The 20,061-nt window shown below is 31.9% G+C and carries 16 protein-coding genes; 4 read left to right on the top strand and 12 right to left on the bottom strand.

The window, feature by feature from the left end; genetic code table 11:
- Positions 1-41: 41 nt before the first annotated feature.
- From B3792_RS11090 to B3792_RS11130, 9 genes are all read right to left on the bottom strand, one after another.
- Positions 42-3,149, bottom strand: coding sequence for an efflux RND transporter permease subunit (locus B3792_RS11090; RefSeq protein WP_291069594.1), 3,108 nt, complete (start codon positions 3,147-3,149; stop codon positions 42-44).
- A 3-nt stretch (positions 3,150-3,152) separates the two neighbouring features.
- The gene (locus tag B3792_RS11095; protein ID WP_291048383.1) at positions 3,153-4,244 is read right to left on the bottom strand and encodes an efflux RND transporter periplasmic adaptor subunit; all 1,092 of its coding nucleotides are present in this window, start codon (positions 4,242-4,244) and stop codon (positions 3,153-3,155) included.
- Between the two features lie 4 nt (positions 4,245-4,248).
- Positions 4,249-5,499, bottom strand: a complete 1,251-nt coding sequence (locus B3792_RS11100; protein ID WP_291048386.1) for a TolC family protein — start codon at positions 5,497-5,499, stop codon at positions 4,249-4,251.
- Between the two features lie 72 nt (positions 5,500-5,571).
- Positions 5,572-6,909: a sensor histidine kinase gene (locus B3792_RS11105; RefSeq protein WP_291048389.1), complete on the bottom strand. Its 1,338-nt coding sequence runs from the start codon at positions 6,907-6,909 to the stop codon at positions 5,572-5,574.
- 3 nt (positions 6,910-6,912) lie between these two features.
- On the bottom strand, positions 6,913-7,590 hold the full coding sequence (locus B3792_RS11110; RefSeq protein WP_125349494.1) for a response regulator transcription factor: 678 nt from the start codon (positions 7,588-7,590) through the stop codon (positions 6,913-6,915).
- A 148-nt stretch (positions 7,591-7,738) separates the two neighbouring features.
- Complete coding sequence (locus B3792_RS11115) at positions 7,739-8,875, bottom strand: efflux RND transporter periplasmic adaptor subunit (RefSeq protein WP_291069596.1); 1,137 nt, start codon at positions 8,873-8,875, stop codon at positions 7,739-7,741.
- A 1-nt stretch (position 8,876) separates the two neighbouring features.
- Positions 8,877-13,205 (bottom strand): CusA/CzcA family heavy metal efflux RND transporter, encoded by a 4,329-nt coding sequence (locus tag B3792_RS11120; RefSeq protein WP_291069598.1) that lies wholly within the window; start codon positions 13,203-13,205, stop codon positions 8,877-8,879.
- A gap of 98 nt (positions 13,206-13,303) precedes the next feature.
- Entirely contained in the window at positions 13,304-13,609 is a 306-nt protein-coding gene (locus B3792_RS11125) for a hypothetical protein (RefSeq protein WP_152606051.1), read from the bottom strand.
- A gap of 139 nt (positions 13,610-13,748) precedes the next feature.
- On the bottom strand, positions 13,749-14,141 hold the full coding sequence (locus B3792_RS11130; RefSeq protein ID WP_125349490.1) for a hypothetical protein: 393 nt from the start codon (positions 14,139-14,141) through the stop codon (positions 13,749-13,751).
- A gap of 89 nt (positions 14,142-14,230) precedes the next feature.
- Here B3792_RS11130 and B3792_RS11135 point away from each other — a divergent pair, with 89 nt between their 5' ends.
- The 4 genes from B3792_RS11135 to B3792_RS11150 all read left to right on the top strand — a co-directional run bounded on the left by B3792_RS11135 (position 14,231) and on the right by B3792_RS11150 (position 17,316).
- Complete coding sequence (locus tag B3792_RS11135; RefSeq protein WP_125349489.1) at positions 14,231-14,764, top strand: methyltransferase; 534 nt, start codon at positions 14,231-14,233, stop codon at positions 14,762-14,764.
- Positions 14,724-15,611, top strand: a complete 888-nt coding sequence (locus tag B3792_RS11140) for a glycosyltransferase (RefSeq protein WP_286494880.1) — start codon at positions 14,724-14,726, stop codon at positions 15,609-15,611. Before B3792_RS11135 ends, B3792_RS11140 begins: the two co-directional genes overlap by 41 nt.
- Positions 15,612-15,618: 7 nt before the next feature.
- Positions 15,619-16,383 carry a hypothetical protein gene (locus tag B3792_RS11145; protein WP_280035617.1) on the top strand — a complete coding sequence of 255 codons (765 nt, stop codon included), beginning with the start codon at positions 15,619-15,621 and terminating at the stop codon, positions 16,381-16,383.
- A 138-nt stretch (positions 16,384-16,521) separates the two neighbouring features.
- Complete coding sequence (locus B3792_RS11150; RefSeq protein WP_260392525.1) at positions 16,522-17,316, top strand: hypothetical protein; 795 nt, start codon at positions 16,522-16,524, stop codon at positions 17,314-17,316.
- Positions 17,317-17,369: 53 nt separating this feature from the next.
- Here B3792_RS11150 and B3792_RS11155 read toward each other — a convergent pair whose 3' ends face one another.
- The 3 genes from B3792_RS11155 to B3792_RS11165 are packed head-to-tail and all read right to left on the bottom strand — an operon-like array spanning position 17,370 to position 20,025.
- Complete coding sequence (locus B3792_RS11155) at positions 17,370-18,689, bottom strand: ABC transporter permease (RefSeq protein WP_291069600.1); 1,320 nt, start codon at positions 18,687-18,689, stop codon at positions 17,370-17,372.
- Between the two features lie 12 nt (positions 18,690-18,701).
- A complete protein-coding gene (locus B3792_RS11160; RefSeq protein ID WP_291069602.1) occupies positions 18,702-19,634 on the bottom strand; it encodes an ABC transporter ATP-binding protein in 933 nt (310 codons plus the stop codon).
- Positions 19,635-19,692: 58 nt separating this feature from the next.
- A complete protein-coding gene (locus B3792_RS11165) occupies positions 19,693-20,025 on the bottom strand; it encodes an MGMT family protein (protein ID WP_115000393.1) in 333 nt (110 codons plus the stop codon).
- Between the last annotated feature and the right edge of the window lie 36 nt (positions 20,026-20,061).

A 20,061-nucleotide genomic window follows, 5' to 3' on the forward strand; every position in this document is an offset into this window, starting at 1 on the left:
CCTTTTGATAAAAACTCCTTTATATAAAACAACTACACAAATTATTTCAGGAATTTCTGTTGATATTCTTTTCTATATGCATAATAAAATACAACTGGAAGAATTGTAAAGGATAAGATTAAACAAATAATTAATCCTCCTACAATCATAATTGCCAAAGGCTTTTGAATTTCTGATCCCATTCCGGTAGAAAGTGCTGCTGGTAATAATCCCATCGATCCCATAAGCGCAATCATCACAACAGGGCGTATTCTACTTTTAACACCATTGACTATTGCTTCTTTTAATTGCATTTTATGCTTTAAATTATCTCGAATAACACCAATTAGAACAATTCCATCAATCGTTGCTACTCCAAAAAGAATAATAAAACCTATTCCCGCAGATATACCAAAAATGGTTCCTGTTACCCAAAGCGAAATAAATCCTCCAATAAAAGCAAAAGGCAGTGTTAATGCAGCTATCGCTGTGTCTTTTACATTTCCGAAATTGGTATACAATAATAATAAAATCAAAACTAACGAAATCGGAACGACCATTGCTAATTGTTTTGCTGCACGCTCTTTACTTTCGAATTCACCAGCCCATTCCATGTAATTTTCTTTCGGTAATTTAACTTCTTTCGCCACTACTTTCTTCGCTTCATCGATTGTACTTCCTAAATCACGACCTTCTATACTGAATCCTACACCGATATATCGACTATTTCCTTCTCGATAAATAAAAGCAGGTCCTGTTTGATAACCAATTGTAGCTATTTCCTGCAAAGGAACATTGTTCCCATTACTTGTTGGAATCAAAATATTTCCAATTTTCTCAGGAGTATCTCTATAAGCTTCCTGAAAACGAAGAATAACATCAAACTGTCGATCATTTTCATAAAACTTAGTAGCTGCTTGTCCACCAATTGTCATTTCAATTACTGCCTGAACATCCGCTGTACTAATACCATATTTCGCCATTTTTGAATCACTCAATTCTATTCTAAGTTCAGGTAAACCAATATTTTTATAAACATTGATATCCGTTATTCCATTTACTTTTTCGATAGAAGTAGCGACCTTGTTTGCATATTTTTCTAAATCATACAAATCATCACCAAAAATCTTAATAACTAATGAACTTTTTACACCAGCTACATATTCTTCGACATTATCTTGAATGGGTTGCGAAAATCCAAATACAATTCCTGGATAATGATTTAGTTTATCTCGCATCTCTTGAATAATCTCTTCTTTTGAAATCTTGCGCTTCCAATCTTTTTCATCTTTTAATTGAACATTAAACTCAATATTAAAGAATCCTGTTGGATCTGTTCCATCATTTGGACGACCTGTTTGTGTTAAAATAAAATCAATTTCATCACAATCTTTCTGCATCAACTCTTTCATCTCTTTTGTTAATCGAGTTGATTCTTGTAAATTGACACTATTTGGTAAAGTTGCACGAATGTAAATTGCTCCTTCATTCAGTTTTGGAAGAAATTCTGATCCATAATGCGAGAACTTAAACAAACAAAGAGCTAAAATTCCTAAAAAGATTCCTATTGTTGCCTTTTTATAACGAAATGCAGTTTCATATAATCCAAAAATAGTTTTCTGAAAAAATCGAGTAATAAAGTTCTCTTTCTCCTCCATATTTTTCTTAAAAAGCAACTTACACATTGCAGGAACATAAGTTAGACTTAATATTAAAGATCCTAATAATGCGTATCCTAATGTAAATGCTAAAGGAGAGAACATTTTACCTTCCACTTTTTGGAATGAAAATATCGGTAATAAAGCAACAATAAGAATAAGTAAGGCAAAGAAAATATAAGAAGCTACACTTCCTGCACTTTTCTTTATAACACCCATTTTACTCATTTTTGCGAAACGTTCTGCTCCTACTTTATGTTGCATTGTAGCTAAAGCAACAAAAACTGTTTCTACAATTACCAAAGTTCCTTCTAACAACAATCCAAAATCCAGTGACCCCATTGAAATTAAATTCGCTGGTAATCCTTGTATTTTCAACATGATAATTGCGAACAAAAATGAAAGCGGAATAACCGAAGCTACAATAAATGTTGATTTCCAATTATATAAAAAAACAAAAACAATTAATGATACCAATAAAATACCTTCAATAATATTTTTAGAAACCGTATGTACTGTATTATCCACCAATTTGGTACGATCTACAACTGTTTCAATTTTCACATTATCTGGTAAAGTTCTTGTATTCAATTCTTCAATCTTCGCTTTCAGATTTTCAATGACTTCGGATGGATTTTCACCACGCAACATCACAACAATTCCTTCTACCATATCATCATGCTTATTGTAACCAACTTGCCCCAAACGTGGTTTATTCGAAATGACAACATCTGCCACATTTTTGATCAAAATTGGTGTAGAACCATTTAGAGCGACAGTAATATTTCCGATATCCTCTATCTTATCTAGTAAACCAACACCACGAATTACATAAGCTTGATCTCCTTGCTGAATCACATCTCCACCAACATTTATATTTGATTTAGAAACTGCTTCATAAACATCTAAAGGCGATAAATTATAATTCTTTAATTCTGTTGGATTAATTTTAATTTCATACGTTTTTTCTTCTCCACCAAAACTTACAACATCTGCAACTCCTGATACAGAAAGCAATTCACGTTCTATTACCCAATCTTGTATCGCGGTAACTTCCTTGATCGGTAAATCACTTTTGATCACATAACGAAAAATCTCTCCTGTAGCACCAGAAGGCGGTTCAATATCTGCATCAGCTCCTTCTGGTAAATCAACTCCACTCAATTTATTCGATACATATTGTTGTGCATAAAAATCATCTACTCCATCTTCAAACTGAACCGTTACAACAGATAATCCGAAAAGAGAAATTGAACGAATATTAGATTTATGCGGAATACTATTCATTACTTTTGAAACTGGTAGAGTCACCAATTTTTCCATTTCCTCAGCACTTCTTCCTGGCCATTGTGTTATAATACGAGCTCTAGTATTTGTTACATCCGGAAATGCCTCTATTGGTGTATGTTTTAAAGAAAATATACCTGCAAAGAGTAATGCAAATACAGCAAATAAAACAAAGGTTGTATTTCGTAACGAAAAAGTTACGACTGATTGTACTAACTTTTTCATTTATTATTTATTTAATTCCTCAAATATCATTAGAGCGTTTCGAGAAATAACTTTCTCATTTGGAGCAAACTTTTCGCTAACAAATGTGAATTCTTCATTCTGACCAATCGTCGTAATTTTTCGAATATCCATTGTACAATCATTTTTATATACCACCACATATTCCTTGTTGTTCTCAAAAACTTTGGCTTTGTTTGGTATCGCAAATGCATTTCCTACAATATTTTGTTTATCGATAATAATATCTGCACTCAAACCTGGCATCAAGTTCAAATCTTGATTTTCTAACACAACACGCGCTTTCAAAACGTGTTCATTTTCATCAAACACATTGTATATTTTATCAATTTTTCCAACATAAATTCGATCAGGATACGCCATAGATTTCACTTTTACAGCATCTCCTTTTTTTACATATTGCAGATTATTGGCGTAAATATTTACCATTACCCAAACTTGTTTCAAATTAGAAATAGAAAATAAATTATCTTCTGAATCTGAAATAATAGATTGACCAACGCTCATGTTTTTCTGAACGATATAACCATTTTTAGGTGATAAAATCTGGAATTGACCATTGCCAACCGCACGATACATTCTCAAGGTTGCATTGATTTTATCAATTTCAATTTGCGTTGATTGTAATTCGTGTTCTGCCTCTGTAACTTCGGGTTGAGAAGCCATTCCATCATTCAACAATTCTTTTTTCGACTTGATTTGTTTTCGAATCAAATCCATTTGATTTTGATGATAACGCTTTTGCTGTACCAAATCCAACACTTCGTTCGATTTTACAACTGCCAAAACTTGACCTTGACGCACATAATCACCTAATTCAAAATTCACTTTATCTACCACTCCTTGCAGCAAACTTTTAAAACCAACCAAGTCATTTTCGTTGTATTCAATTTTTCCTGACAAGGTTAATTGTTCGTGAATCGGCTGCTCTAAAACAGCTACAATTTCAGTTGACTTTTTCAATTGTTCGTTCAAACAAAATTTGTCTTCTTTTACCGCTTCTTTCGGGGCTTCTTGCTTGTTACAACTACTTAAAACCAAAGTAAAAGCAGCTAAAAAATAAAAACTTTTTTTCATCATTTTATAAATCTTGTCCAACGATATAATTTAGTTCTTCGAATGTGTTTTGATAATTTTCCAATAAATCCAAATAAGCTTTTTGAGATTCGCGATAAGCCTGCGTAAAATCAATAAATTCTAATAAAGTGATTTGTTTATTTTGGAGATGTTTTTTGTAATTGTCAATCATGGTTAGTTGCTCTTGATTGTTCAATTTTTTCCACTGAATAAGAGCTTTATCCAATTGACTAATTTGATTTTGAAGTCGATCGATCGAAATATCTAACTCAGAATGTAGCGCATTTTTCGTAATTTGTTGTTGATTCAGTACAATTTCTGAAGCTTTGATGTTTCCTTTATTCGTATTGAAAATCGGTAAATCAATGCTTACACCTACACCTACAAAATCGCGCATAATATTTCCACCACGATCATAATTTACCTGAAAAGCCAAATCTGGTGTACGTTGCGCTTTTTCTAAAATCAATTGTTTTTCAGCTAAATTGATTTCATTTTCTTGTTTTTTTAACGCTATATTTTGCTCTTTTGCTAATTGTTTAGCATTGAATGGGATTGATTTGGAATGAGAATTGAATCTTGAAAAATCGATTTCATTTACATTTAAATCTGAGTTTTGCGTTAACAATCGAAGTTTATTAATGTATTCAATTTCTTGATTTTCTAGCTCAATTTGATCTTTTTGTAAACCGATTAATTCTGTTTGAAGTCTGTAAAAATCTGCTTTCGGAACATTTTTTAAATCTGCTTGTCGCTGATATTGCGTCATCATCTGTTCAAATAAATCAATACTATTTTGCAATTCTTTCTTTTCAGATTGAATACGCGCCAACGAAAAATATGTTTGTCTCAATTCTTTTTTCAGCTCACGCAACAATTCCTCATACTCAAAAAGTGCCGAATTCTTTTCTAATTCTTTAATCGCAACACGCTTTTTTCGTTTACCTGCCGTTTCAATTAATTGCTCTAATTCGACAGAAATTTGTTGATTTTTCCCGTATTTACCGAATAAATAAGGCTGTTCTTCTACATTATAAGTTTTCCAAAGATTAACCTCAGAAATACTCAACGTTGGATTTTGCCATAATTTCTCCTGAATAATTTCAGCATCAATTCTGTCAACATTGAATTTATTCGCAATGAGTGCATAATTTTTTTGTAAAAACGCGGCTTCTAGATTGTCCAACGTTACGTTTTGCGCCTGTGTTTGCATCGCAAAAATAATTGGAATTGCAGTATAATAGATCTTCTTCACTTCTACTCTTTTTGAAAATTCAAAAGTAAAAGTGTAAGATTAAGGCGAGTTTTAAGTTAGATTAAAAGTAGATTAGAAAATGAGTTTAACAATCGTTCCTTTAGGTTTATTTGGAACAATTTCGATATCAATTTGATGAAGTGTAAAAATAATATTCGCCATCGAAAGTCCAATACCTTTTCCTTGAAAATCTTGCGTGTTTTTTCCTCGAAAAAAGTTTTGTTTAATTTGTTTGATATCGGTTTCTAAAATACCAATTCCCAAATCGGAAATATGAATTTGTAAACGATGATTGATTTCCAAAAACTGTACTAAAATCGGTTGATTGTTCGAATATTTTATCGCGTTACTTACTAAATTATTCAAAGCTACTTCTAATAATTTTTCGTTTCCTTGAATGGTTAACAATTGATTATTTTCGACTTGTAAATCCACATTTATACGTGCTTGATGATACAAAATAGCATTTTCAATCACTTGCCAAACTACCTCATCAATTCGAATTTGACTAAATTCAAAACTCGTTTTTGCACCCGAAAGCAACATCATTTGATCTAACGTTTCTTGCAAATCATTCGTATATTGTTTCAATTGCACAATCACGTTTTCATATTCTTCGAGCGTTCTTTTTTTATGATTAGTTACCTCTAAAGTCCCTAATAATGCTGTAATTGGAGTTCGTAATTCGTGCGAAACATAATCGATAAAATTCTTTTGTACATTAAAAGTTTGCGCTATTCGATCAATAAAATGATTGTAGGTTTTGATTAAATCTTCAATCTCCGCATACGATTTATTGAGCTTTAAAGGTTCAGTAAAATTCTTTGCATCACGCTCTTTTATTTGCTCAATAATTTTTGTAATCGGTTCATAAGCAATTACTCCTAAAAAATTAGAAAATAGATAAATAAAAATCAACCCAACCAATGAAACCGAAATCAAAATTTGAAGTAACGATTGCATTTGTTCGTTAAATTCTTGTTTAGATTCACGCGTGATTACAACAAAATCACCTTCATTATCACGATAAAAAATTCCGTTATAAAAGAAATCTTTACTTGTAAAAAAATCTGATTTATTGGCACGAATATTTTCTATAAAATTGGTTGAAATATCTTTATTAGACGACATATTTCCATTGTATTTTTTGTTGTTATGATCAACAATTAAAATATTTTTTCGGGAAATCGTCTTCTCTAATTGATTTTTGATATTATTATGTTCTAAAACAGGTAATTCGTCCTTTTCTAAATAATAAATAGAAGCCAAAAGTGTCTTATTCTGCAATGATTTGATCTCTTTTTTCTCCATTTCGGTATAAAAAGAAAAATAAATAATTGTAGAAACAATCAAAATAATGATACTAAAAATAATGACTGAATAAAGCGCTAATCGATGTTTTAACTTCATAATTTAAGCTTTAAACATATAACCAACGCCTTTTACTGTATGAATATATTTCATACCATTTTTCTCTATTTTATTACGCAAATACGAAATGTAAACATCCACAACATTGGTGTGATTATCGAATGTTATTCCCCAAACAGCATTTAAAATTTGGATACGAGTAACGGTTTTATCTATATTTTCGATTAAATAATTCAACAACTTAAATTCACGAGGAGAAAGCTCTGTTTCTTCTTGATTGACAAAAACTTTGTATTGATCCAAATCGATTTCTAAGTCATCAAAAATCAATTTATTTTCAGGAATTTCTTGTGAACGAAACTGATTACGACGCGTTAAAGCTTTGATTCGCGATAATAATTCGTCGAAATGAAATGGTTTTGTAATGTAATCATCTGCACCATAGTCCAAAGCCGAAACTTTATCTTGAACTGTATTTAATGCACTTAACATCAAAATTGGAGTGAATATTTTTTTGTAACGAAGTGTCTGTACAAGCTGAATTCCATCCATTTTTGGTAACATAATGTCACAAATAATCAAATCAAACTGAATCGTAAGAAATTCATCTAAAACAGTTTCCGCATCTTTACAAAGCGTAACCAAATGTCCATTTTCTTCTAATCCTTTGATTAAAAAATCGCTAATTCGCTTATCATCTTCGATTACTAAAATTTGCATATACTTTCCATTTTTCCAAAATTAATGAAATTGATCAAGATGAGATGAATATAGCAAATTTTCTAATTGGATTTTAATTTAAAAAGAACAAAATTCAATAAAAAACGAGCAATAAATTGCTCGTTTTTTATATTCAATAATTCGAAGTCTAATCTCCTTCTCCACTATTTTTCATCGCAGTCAAAAGATAATATGCTCCTTTCGAAACATAGACTTTTCCTGAATTTTGAGGAGATTTTATTTCAATCATTTTATTCGCAGAACCTCCTATTTCTACAGGAACTAATCGAAACTGATTTATAGTTTGTCTTTCGAACACATAATCTTTTCCTTCAAACTGAATTACAGCTTCTTCTGGTAAAACATTTGCGTTAAGCGAATTCACCTGCAATTCGATATTGAAATACATATTCGCTGTTAATCGCGTTCCATTCGCATTCGTAATTCGTGCAAAAACATCAACCGTTCCATCTTCATTCACTTGATTAGAAATTGAGGTGATTTGCGCATCTAACTTTTGATCTGGTTTTGCATTGGTATAAGCTTTCAAAAATTGACCAATCTGAATGTTACTTAGATCTTTTTCAAACACTTTTACGTTCAACAAAGAACGATCAGGATTAATAATTTCTAACATCGCATCTGCTGGCGAAATATATTGTCCTGTATTCGCAAAAACCTGACTCACCATTCCGCTAATTGGTGCATAAACATTGATGGTACGTCTAATATTACTCAACGAGACTGAAGAAGGATTAATATTCATTAACCTAAGTTTCTGTTCCAACGAACTTTTCTTTACCATCAACGATTGACGTGTTGCTTTAGCCTGTTGCATCACTTTGTCACTTGCTGCTTGCTCTGCATTCAAATCCTTTTGACGAACATAATCTGCACTAGCCTGCTCTAACAAAGCTTTTGTTGTGAGATAATCTTCTTGCATTTGAATATACTGCGGATCTTCTAAAACCACTAAAACTTGTCCTTTATTCACATAATTTCCTGGAATTAGTGCAATTCGTTTCACATAACCACCAAAAGCATTGGTGATAGAAATAGTATTCTCTGGGGTTACAGCCGTCTTTGCATTCAGCCGAATAGTTGTAGGTAAATTCTGATGACGTAAAGAGATAGTATCAATTTCAAAATTCTTTAATTGAGCATCTGTCAACTTTAATATTGAGGTAGAAATAGTTGCTTTTTGCTCTACTTCGGGTTTTGTTTCTTCTTTGTTACAACTCATCACAACAAGAGATGTACAAAGCATTAAGATATATTTTTTCATATTATTGTGCAGTATAAAAAGTCATTGCGGCATAAGCCTGATTACGTAGATTCTTTGCTTCTAAAAACTTTGTTTTCACTTCGATGATTTGATTATTCAGAATCACCCAATCCAAAAAATTAATCTCTCCTTCTAGTAATTGACGATTAATTGTTTTTTGTAAATCATTCGCAGCAGGAAGTTGAGTTTGCTCAAAATCCCCTACCATTTCTTCGTAAGCATTTACTTTATTTTTTAATACATCAAAATCTTGTTGCAACTTCGATTGTTGTAAAGTATACGCTTGTTTTGCAAGATCAGTTTTAACTTTTGAGGCTTCGATTGACGAATTAATTCCTCTATTAAACAAAGGTAAGCCAACTCCTACTTGAAAAGAATTGTATCGATTTTGGTCCAAATCAGAAAAGCTTTGATTTGAATATCCAACTGTTAAAACTGGAACTTTTTTCGATTTCTCAACTTCAGTTTCCAGCGTTGAAGTCTGAATATTTTCTTCCGCTAATTTTAACATTGGATGTGCATCTGAAACAGATAATCCTGCAATTTCATTCCAATTCACACCATCTTTTGTTGGATAAATTTTGAATGATGAATTAGTTAAAAATTGAATTTGTCTTGATTCATTTTCTAATTCATTCTCAACTAATCTCAATTGATTTTGAATCGATTTCAATTGAATAATAGCCGTTGAAACCTCACTTCGGTTTGATTCACCTTTCTTCAAACGTAAATTTGCTTTCTTCAAAAACTCTTGGTAAATCAATTCATTTTCTTTCAATAAATCTTGTTGATATTCTGTATTTTGCATATTGACATACAAATTGGCTAATCGTTGTTTAATTTCAACTTTCGTCAATTGTTCATTTGCTTTAGAAGTACTGATCATTTGTTCGTTCAAAGCTTTTTGACGTTTAAAAACCACAGGAAATTGAAACGATTGTGAAATAGTAAATTTGTTATCAAATTCACCCGAATTCACTTGTCCAAATTCCGCAGCTATATCTAAAGGTGAAAGCGAACGATTGGCAAATACATTTTTCTCGTGATAAACAGTAGTCAATTCTGCTTGTTTAATTTCGAGGTTATTCGCGTCAGCTAATTTTACAACCTCATCAAAACTCATACGTTCTTGCGCATTGGCAGTTGCTCCAAACAAAACTAAAACTAATAAAATAGCTGTAGGAATTGATTTATGACGAGTTGATTTCTTTTTAAAATGAATATTTTCGAACATAACATATAAAATTGGTAAAACAAATAAAGTAAGGAAAGTCGCGCCCATTAATCCTCCAATAACAACAGTTGCTAATGGACGTTGAACTTCTGCGCCCGAACCATTACTAAGAGCCATTGGTAAGAAACCTAAAGAGGCTACGGCAGCTGTCATTAGAACGGGACGAAGACGAGTTCGTGTTCCCATAATAACAATTCGAGTTGTATTTTTAATTCCGTTATCACGTAGACGATTGTATTCTGATATTAATACAATTCCGTTTAGAACGGCAATTCCAAAAAGTGCGATAAATCCAACTCCAGCACTAATACTAAAAGGCATATCTCGCGCAGCTAAGAATAGTATTCCACCGATTGAAGAAAGCGGAATGGCTGTATAAATTAATAAACTTTCTTTGATTGATTTGAATGCAAAAAATAACAAGACAAAAATCAAAACCAAGGCGACTGGAACAGCGATACCTAAACGAGCTTTAGCATGATTCAAATTTTCGAAAGCTCCACCATAGGTTGTATAATAACCTGTAGGAAGTTTTATTTGAGCATCAACTTTTTGTTGTAATTCTTGTACAACACTTTCTATGTCGCGTCCTTTTACGTTAAATCCAACAACAATTCTACGTTTTGCATCTTCGCGCTGAATTTGATTTGGCGTATTTTTATAATCTACTTTTGCTAATTGATTCAATGGAATCTGAATTCCAGAAGCAGTAGGAATCAATAAATTTCGAATATCTTCGATATTCTCGCGTTTGTCTTCTGCTAAACGAACCACCATATCAAAACGTTTTTCACCTTCGAAAACCATTCCAGTAGATTGTCCTGCAAAAGCCATATTAATAATTCGATTTGCTTCTCCAATACTCAATCCATATTGCGCTAATAAAGCACGATCAAATTCAATCACAACTTGTGGAATTCCATTAATTGGTTCGATATACAAATCTTGCGCTCCTTTTACAGTATTGATTATTTTTCCTAATTTCTCTGCATTATTGGCTAAACTATCTAAATTTTCACCAAATATTTTCACCACCACATCTTGTCGTGCTCCTGTCATTAATTCATTAAAACGCATCTGAACAGGAAATTGAAATCCCGTTGAAAGTCCTGGAACATCTTCCAAAGCTTTACTCATTTTATCCGATAATTCTGGAAAAGTTGTGGCAGAAGTCCATTCTTTTTTAGGTTTCAAAACAATAATCATATCTCCTGCATCCATTGGCATTGGCTCGGTAGGAATCTCTCCACTCCCAATTTTCGTGACAACCATTTCAACTTCAGGGAAACGATCTTTCAGTATTTTAGCTGCCTTATTTGTGTATTCTATTGTTGTCGTAATATTACTTCCTGGTAAAATACGCGCTTCTACAGCAAAATCTCCTTCTTCTAAGGCAGGAATAAATTCTCCACCTAAACGAGACATCACAAAAACAGCAATAGTGAAAAGTGAAAGTACAACAGCTAGAATAATAGTACGAACTTTTAAGGCTTTGATTAAATATTTCTGATGGAAAATCTCAATTTTAGCCATTACACGATCCGATAAATTTGGTTTGACTTTCTTCTTTTTACTTAAGAATAAAGTAGTCATCATCGGAACATAAGTCAACGAAAGAATAAATGCACCAATCAGAGCAAAAGCAACTGTTTGCGCCATTGGTTTGAACATCTTTCCTTCTATTCCTTGTAAAGTAAAAATTGGTAAATAAACGATTAGAATAATAATTTGACCAAAAACAGCCGAATTCACCATTTTTTTAGCTGAAGAACCAACTGTTTGATCCATTTCAGTTTGCGTTAATTTATTCTTCAACCCAAATTTTTTGTTGTGTGCTAACTGATGCATCGCCGCTTCTACAATAATCACAGCACCATCGACAATCAATCCAAAATCTAATGCGCCTAAACTCATCAAGTTTCCACCTACACCAAAAATATTCATCATAATAATCGCGAATAATAAGGCCAGAGGAATGACAGAAGCTACAATAAAACCAGCACGTAAATTACCTAAGAAAAGTACCAAAATAAAGACAACGATTAAGGCTCCTTCAAGTAAATTCGTTTCAACCGTATGAATAGTATTGTCAACCATTTTTTTACGGTCTAAGAAAGGTTCAATAACAACTCCATCAGGTAATGTCTTTTTGATTTCTTCGATACGTTGTTGTACATTCTTAACCACTTCGTTACTATTTGCTCCTTTCAACATCATAACAATTGCACCAGAAACTTCACCTGTATCGTTATATGTCATTGCACCATAGCGCGTAGCAAAGCCAGTTTTTACGTCTGCAACATCTCTCAATAAAATAGGTGTTCCACTTTGCGAACGTTTGACCAAAATATTTTCGATATCTTCGATGTTACCAATTAAACCTTCAGAACGGATGAATAAAGAAGTAGGACCTTTTTCGATATAAGCTCCACCTGTATTTTGATTATTCTCACTCAGTGCATCAAATAAATCATTAATTGTCAGACTAAAAGATTGTAAACGTTGCGGATCAATTGCAATTTCGTATTGCTTCAATTTTCCTCCGAAACTACTCACATCTGCCACACCAGGAACGCCTAAAAGTTGACGACGAACAATCCAGTCTTGAATTGTTCTTAATTCAGTTTCATCATATTGATCTTCGTAACCTTCGGCGGGACGAACAACATATTGATAGATTTCGCCCAAACCTGTCGAAATTGGACCAAGTTGTGGTTCTCCAATACCTTCGGGAATCTCATTTTGAACCTGAATCAATCGTTCACTTACTTGTTGTCGCGCCCAATAAACATCTGTATTGTCATCAAAAACAATGGTTACCAATGATAATCCAAAACGAGAAAAACTACGAATTTCGGTAATCCCACCAATATTAGAATTAGCTTGTTCGATAGGAAAAGTCACTAAACGCTCAATATCTTCTGCACTAAAAGAAGGCGCTACAGTGATAATTTGAACCTGATTAGATGTAATATCAGGTTGTGCATCAATGGGTAATTTTGTCGCATCGTAAATACCAAATATCAACAAAGCCAACGTAAACAAACCCACGATAAATTTATTCTTGATTGAAAAATCAATAATTTTATTTAACATCGTAAAATTGTATAGATTAAAAATGTGCTAAATACAAGTTGTAAATAGCTGAAATTGGATAAATTGAAAGAATCAATCTATCGTAAAATCTAAAAAAATCACGCTTGTTTTGGCGGTTGCCAAATAGAATCTAAATAATGAGTATATAAGAAATCTTCATCAAATGTTTTGATTGAAGTCGTAGAAATTTCTTTATCTAAGTGTAAAACATCAAAGAGTTTTATGGGAGAGAAAAAAAAGTCGATATGAACAAACTCAACTTTCATGAAAGGTAATTTTTGGTCAGTTTCCCAATCCGCATCAACCTCATGTCCACCATAATGATGAACTAAAAAAGTTTTCATTTCATCCAAAAAGTCTCCTCCTTTATCATGTTCAATAAAATGAGAAATAAACACAGGCAATTTATATAACTGACACAATTGAGTTGAAGTTGTTATATATAAAAAAATTAAAATTTTAGTTGCCCATAGTTTCACGACCCAAATGTACAGTCAATTTTGCTTTCTTTCAAATTTAATTAATGGAAAAATCTCGTTAAACTTACTTAGAAACCTCTTTCTTCGTAAATAAATGAGAAATTACTTCGAGTTTATCATGATCGAATAAACACAAACCTTCAACATAGAAAGGTGTAAAATGAAAACTTTGTTGATCTACGATTCCAAATTCTTTCAGTTTTGGTTCGTAAACGACAAAACCTGTACGCAAGAATGGTTTTTTAGAGACTTTATACAACACAATATCATTGGTAAATAATCGTCGATTTCGTTTATCCAATATATCTATTCCAATATCTATGGTATCAAATTGTAAAGCATTTTCGTGCCAAGAAAACTCGTTATAACCTTTAAAATAGGTCACTCCATCTATCTCCTTCGCAAAACCTTCTACTTTATTTTTGTTTCGTAATCGATAATATCCAATCGTTTTCATCTGGCAAATTTGCAATAAAAAAATTTAAAATAGAAACGAGCAATATTAAAATAGATGATTAAATTTATCATCCGAAAACAACTAACACAATGTACAAAATATATCCACAAAAAAGATACAATGAAACCTTAGCTTTGCTGAAACAATTTGCTCAACCTACTGATAAAATTCTTGATTTAGGAATCAAAAATCCTTTTACAGATGTGATGTTGGAAAATGGTTTTGATGTAAAAAATACAAATGGCGACGATTTGGACTATTATTATAAGGATTTGCAAAATTATGATGCTAACTTTGTAACGGCTTTAGAAATTTTAGAACATTTGGTAAATCCAATGGAAGTGCTAAGAAATTTGCCTGGAGATAAATTATTAGCTTCAATTCCGATGCGTTTGTGGTTTTCGCCTGCTTATCGTAATCAAAATGATGCGCGAGATGTACATTATCACGAATTTGAAGATTGGCAATTTGACATGTTAATGGAAAAAGCTGGATGGAATGTAATACATCGTCACAAATGGACGCATCCATCAAACAAACTGGGAATAAGACCCTTATTAAGAAGAATTACACCAAGATATTATGCTGTCTACGCAGAACGAAAAAAAGACTTTACTTACTAAATACTCTATTGTTATACCTGCACATAACGAAGAAGATTTTATTGCGATTACGCTAAATTCTCTCGTTAATCAAACTGTTTTACCATATGAAGTGATTGTTGTAAATGATCATTCAACCGATAAAACACAACAAATTGTAGAAGAATTTACAGCTAAATATCCGTTCATCAAATTAAGAAATATCTTATCAAAAGGTGAACATCAGCCAGGAAGCAAAGTGATACAAGCTTTCTTGAAAGGTTACGAAATCATTGATCCTAATTATGATATTATTGTTAAATTGGATGCTGATTTAGATATTCCTTTCAATTATTTTGAGACTATTTTAACTCATTTTAATCATGAGGAAGATATTGCAATGGTTGGTGGTTTTGCGTATATTGATAAGGACGGAAAATGGATTCTTGAAAATCTGACAGATAAAGACCATATTCGTGGCGCATTTAAGGCGTATAGAAAAAATTGTTACGAAAAAATTGGTGGATTACGCGCACATATGGGTTGGGATACAGTAGACGAATTGTTGTGTAAATATTATGGTTGGAAAGTTGTTACAGACGAATCTTTACACATCAAACATCTAAAACCAACTGGCGCGAGTTACAATAAATCGGCGCTTTACAAACAAGGTGCGGCTTATTATGCATTAGGTTATGGATTTTGGATTACATTAATTGCTGGCACAAAATTGGCTTTACGTAAAAAGAAACCCACATATATTTTGTATTATTTGAAAGGTTTTTTTGAAGCTAAAATTAATGGTACAAAAAAAATGGTAAATCGAGATCAAGAAAAATTCATCCGAAATTATCGTTGGTCGAAAATGAAACAAAAAATAAAAGGTTAAATCTAACATGCGATATTGGTTAACATACACACTATTTATATTTCCATTCATCAGCTTTGCACAAAATAAGTTGATTACTGGTTCTGTGGTTGTAGACGAAGGAAACGATTATATTTCCTCAGTTTCTGGTGCTCGTATAGAAAATCTGACGTCAGAAAGTAAGACATGTACAAGCTCTTCGGGTTATTATTCTATCCAAGCAAATGTTGGCGATACAATTTTGTTTGAAGCAGATTTTTTGATTCCAAGAAAAATTGTAGTCAATCAAAATATTTACAACAAAGGTTTTTTACAAGCACATTTGGATATTGAAACAATTGAATTGAGTGGTGCTACAATTGGTAAAGGCCCTTTACAACCTAAATATCACAAGGATAATAAAACAGATTTGTACGATAAAATGGGACTTGATCAACGTTTACGAGATTTAGAACCTAAAAGAGATATTGCAAAATTCAAGCCAATGGATGTTTTAAATCCTGTTCGATTGATTGGTCATATGAATGGATTTTATCGTGAGCAACGTCGTGTACGTAATTACGAAACAAAACTTTCTCTCGTTCAAGAAGTTAAACATTATTATCCTACAGATTTTTATACAAATCAATTACAAATTCCTGAATATAAAATAGAAGAATTTTTATATTATGTTAATGCGCGTTATCCGCTTCAAGAAAAAGTTTTGAGCAGACAATTTGGTACGATAATGATTGATTTAGAATCTTATGCGAAAGATTATTTGAATGAATTAAATCAAAACAAAAATCAATAATTCTTAATAGATTTTTAAAATTTAGCCAATAAACGTTAACAAAATTGATGCTAATTTATTAAGACTTATCTTCGTACAAATAATTAAACGTATAATCACGAACAATTGAAATCACTATTTACCATTCTAATATTGCTGTTGTCGAATTTTATTTTCGCACAAGAAAAATGGATTCAGGGAAACATTATCATTGATGATTCTGACGATACAGCAGAAGGAGTTTACGTTACAAATCTGAGAACAAATCATACAACAATTTCTAATTTTACAGGAACTTTTCTTATTCAAGCAAAAGTAAATGACACGCTAAAAATACAATCTGATTGGTACGAAAATCGACTAATTATCTTAAGACCAAATTTGTTCAATAAACAAACAATTGTAGTGCATTTAGCTGTACAGACAATTCAATTGAATACCGCATATATTGGTCAAAAATTGACAGGAATTCTTGAAAAAGATGTCAAAAATGGAAAAAAAGCTGATGTTGTAACAAAACTTTATAAAAGTCTTGGTGTTAATCCTGATATCAAACCTATAAAAGACACATCTTCGTTGAAAGCTGGATTTTTGAGTGGAGATATTACGTTGACGAGATTGGATATTGGGCGTATTTATGATGTTTTTTCTGGTAAAGCCAAACAACGAAAAGCATTGCTTGATTATGAAGATAAATACGATAAAATTACAAAAATTAAGAATTATTTTGGTGAAGATTATTTCACAAATGATTTAAAAATTCCGAAATTCAAAATCAGAGATTTCATTGAAAATGCATTAACAAATACCGAATCTAAAATAGAATTGAATGATGTAAATTATTTCAAATTACTTCAATTATTTAATTCTTACAGTAAAATATACCTCGACTTTTTATACGGAAAAGTACCAAATAATACGAAAATCATCAAAAAAGATACGATAGACGATTAAAAAAAGAGCTTGATAAATCAAGCTCTTTTTTTGGTTTTATAAATTGTGTGAAATTAGTTTTTGTAAGAAATCCATTTTACCATTTCTTTCACAGTTGGTTTTTTACCATAAATTAAAATCCCAATTCTATAGATTTTTCCAGCAATGTAAACCATAAATATGGTGCTGATTAATAGCAAAAATAAGGATAAAGCTAATTGCCAAATCGGAACATCAAACGGAATTCGAGTAATCATTGATATAGGTGAAGTCAATGGAATCATTGATAACCAAAAAGCAACTGGACCATCAGGATTTTCGAAAGTTGTCATACTTCCATAAAGTCCAATCATCATCGGAACTAAAGGAAAATATGTGAATTGTTGTGTATCAGTATCATTATCAACAGCAGAACCAATTGCCGCAAAAACAGAGCTGTAGAATAAATATCCTAAGATAAAATAAGCAATAAAAGCAAAAATGATTAACGGATAATTAAACGTCAACAACACTTCGCTAATTTCTGTTACTTTTTGCATCATATCCGGGTTAGTTTCCGCTAATTGTGCTTGATTCATCATTTGTTGTGACATATCCATTCTCGATGCTGCAATTGCAGGAAATAAAATCAATAAACCCATTGTCATTCCAATCCATATTGCAAATTGCGTCACAGCAACCATTGTCGTTCCTAAAATTTTACCCATCATCAATTCGAAAGGTTTTACAGAAGAAATGATAATTTCGACCACGCGATTATTCTTTTCTTCAACAACCGAACGCATAACTTTTACGCCATAAATCATCACAAACATGAAAATAATATAAGTTAAAAACATCGATAATCCGATTTTCAACTCCATTCCTTTATCTTCTTTTCCGTCTGTAACATTGAAAACATTCAAGTTAACGCGAGCCTTAGAAGCTTCTAAAGCAGCTTTATCAATACCAGATTTTGCTTGTTTTTCTTTTTCAATCTTATCACTAATTGTTCTCGAAAGTTTTTCTCGATCAGTAATTCCAAGATTTCCATTTGTAATTAATTCTGTATTTTTCTCGATATTATCATAATTTCCATCTGTATTTTTTGGAATATGAAGAATCGCATTCAAATACTCGCTTCCTTTCAACGTGTCCTTAATTGATTGCAATTCTTGAGGCGTGTAAATACTGAACATCATTTGTTTAGTCGATTTAAACGAGGTTACAAACTCTGTACTTTCATCTACAATTGCAATGTTTTTCACTTCGGAATTATTCGCAGAACTCAAAAAGAAAATCACCGCTCCTGCTCCAACAATTAACAAAGGCGAAAGAAAAGTCATAACAATAAACGCTTTGTTTTTTACTTGAGAAAAGAACTCGCGTTGTGCAACTAAAAATATATTTTTCATTTGAAAATTAGCTTAAAGATTAGGAATTGAACTTTGTTTAACGGCTTCCAAAAACACATCATTCATCGAAGGAATAATCTCTTTGAATTGATGAACTTGTCCAACTTGCATCAATTTATCTAAAATCACATTGGTTGGAGTTTCTTTATTATACAATAAATTAAATTCAGTTCGTTGATTAATGTTTCGTACATCCGAAATCTCAAATTCATTGGCTAAATTTTGAAGAGAATCAACAGGAATTTCATTCAATTGAATCGAAAATTTCCCTGTCTTAAATTGATTTCTAACTTCTTCGATTGTTCCGTCTAAAACTTTATTCGATTGATTAATCAATGCCACATAATCACACATTTCCTCTACAGATTCCATACGATGTGTTGAGAAAATAATTGTTGTTCCTTTATCTCTTAATTCAAGAATTTCATTCGCAATAATTTGTGCATTTACAGGATCAAAACCACTAAAAGGCTCATCGAAAATCAGCAAAGAAGGATTGTGAATAACGGTGATCACAAACTGAACTTTTTGTCCCATTCCTTTCGACAACTCGCTCAATTTCTTGTTCCACCAAGACATCATATCAAGTTTCTCGAACCAATATTCGGTACGTTTTTTAGCTTCCGCAGAAGAAAGACCTTTCAGTTTTGCAAAATACAGTGCCTGTTCTCCAACCTTCATATTCTTATACAAACCACGTTCTTCTGGCATATAACCAACTTGCCCAATTGATTTTTTTGTCAAGGGTTCTCCATTTAGCAAAATAGTTCCACTATCTGGCGCCGTAATTTGATTGACAATACGAATAAAAGTTGTTTTTCCAGCACCATTTGGTCCCAAAAGTCCATAAATAGAACCTTGTGGAATATTGATACTAAAATTATTAAGCGCAACTTTATCTTTATATTTTCTTGTTAAGCCTTGAGCTTGCAATAAAAATTCCATTTTCTATATCATTTGATTTGTAAAATTAGTAAGAAGAAAGTAAATTTTGTTACAGATTTTAATGAGATTCATTCGGATCCCATACAATTTCTTTAAAATTAATTACTTTATCATTTATAATCTCTACACCTTCATTTTCTAACAATTGTTGCATCAGACTCGAAGGATTAAAATGATGTTTTCCAGTTAACAAACCATTTCTGTTTACAACACGGTGCGCAGGAACGTCTTCTCTATTATGTGCATGATTCATTGCATAACCAACCACGCGAGCCGAAAATTTTTCTCCTATATATTTTGCAATCAATCCATAAGTAGAAACACGTCCTTCGGGAATTTGACGAACGATTTCGTAAATTTTCTCATAAGTATCAGAAATGATTTTTGTCATAATCTAAAGATTTATTGTAAATTTAAAGAAAGTAAT

The sequence above is a fragment of the Empedobacter sp. UBA5924 genome, assembly GCF_002431085.1.
GTDB classification, from domain to species: domain Bacteria; phylum Bacteroidota; class Bacteroidia; order Flavobacteriales; family Weeksellaceae; genus Empedobacter; species Empedobacter falsenii_B.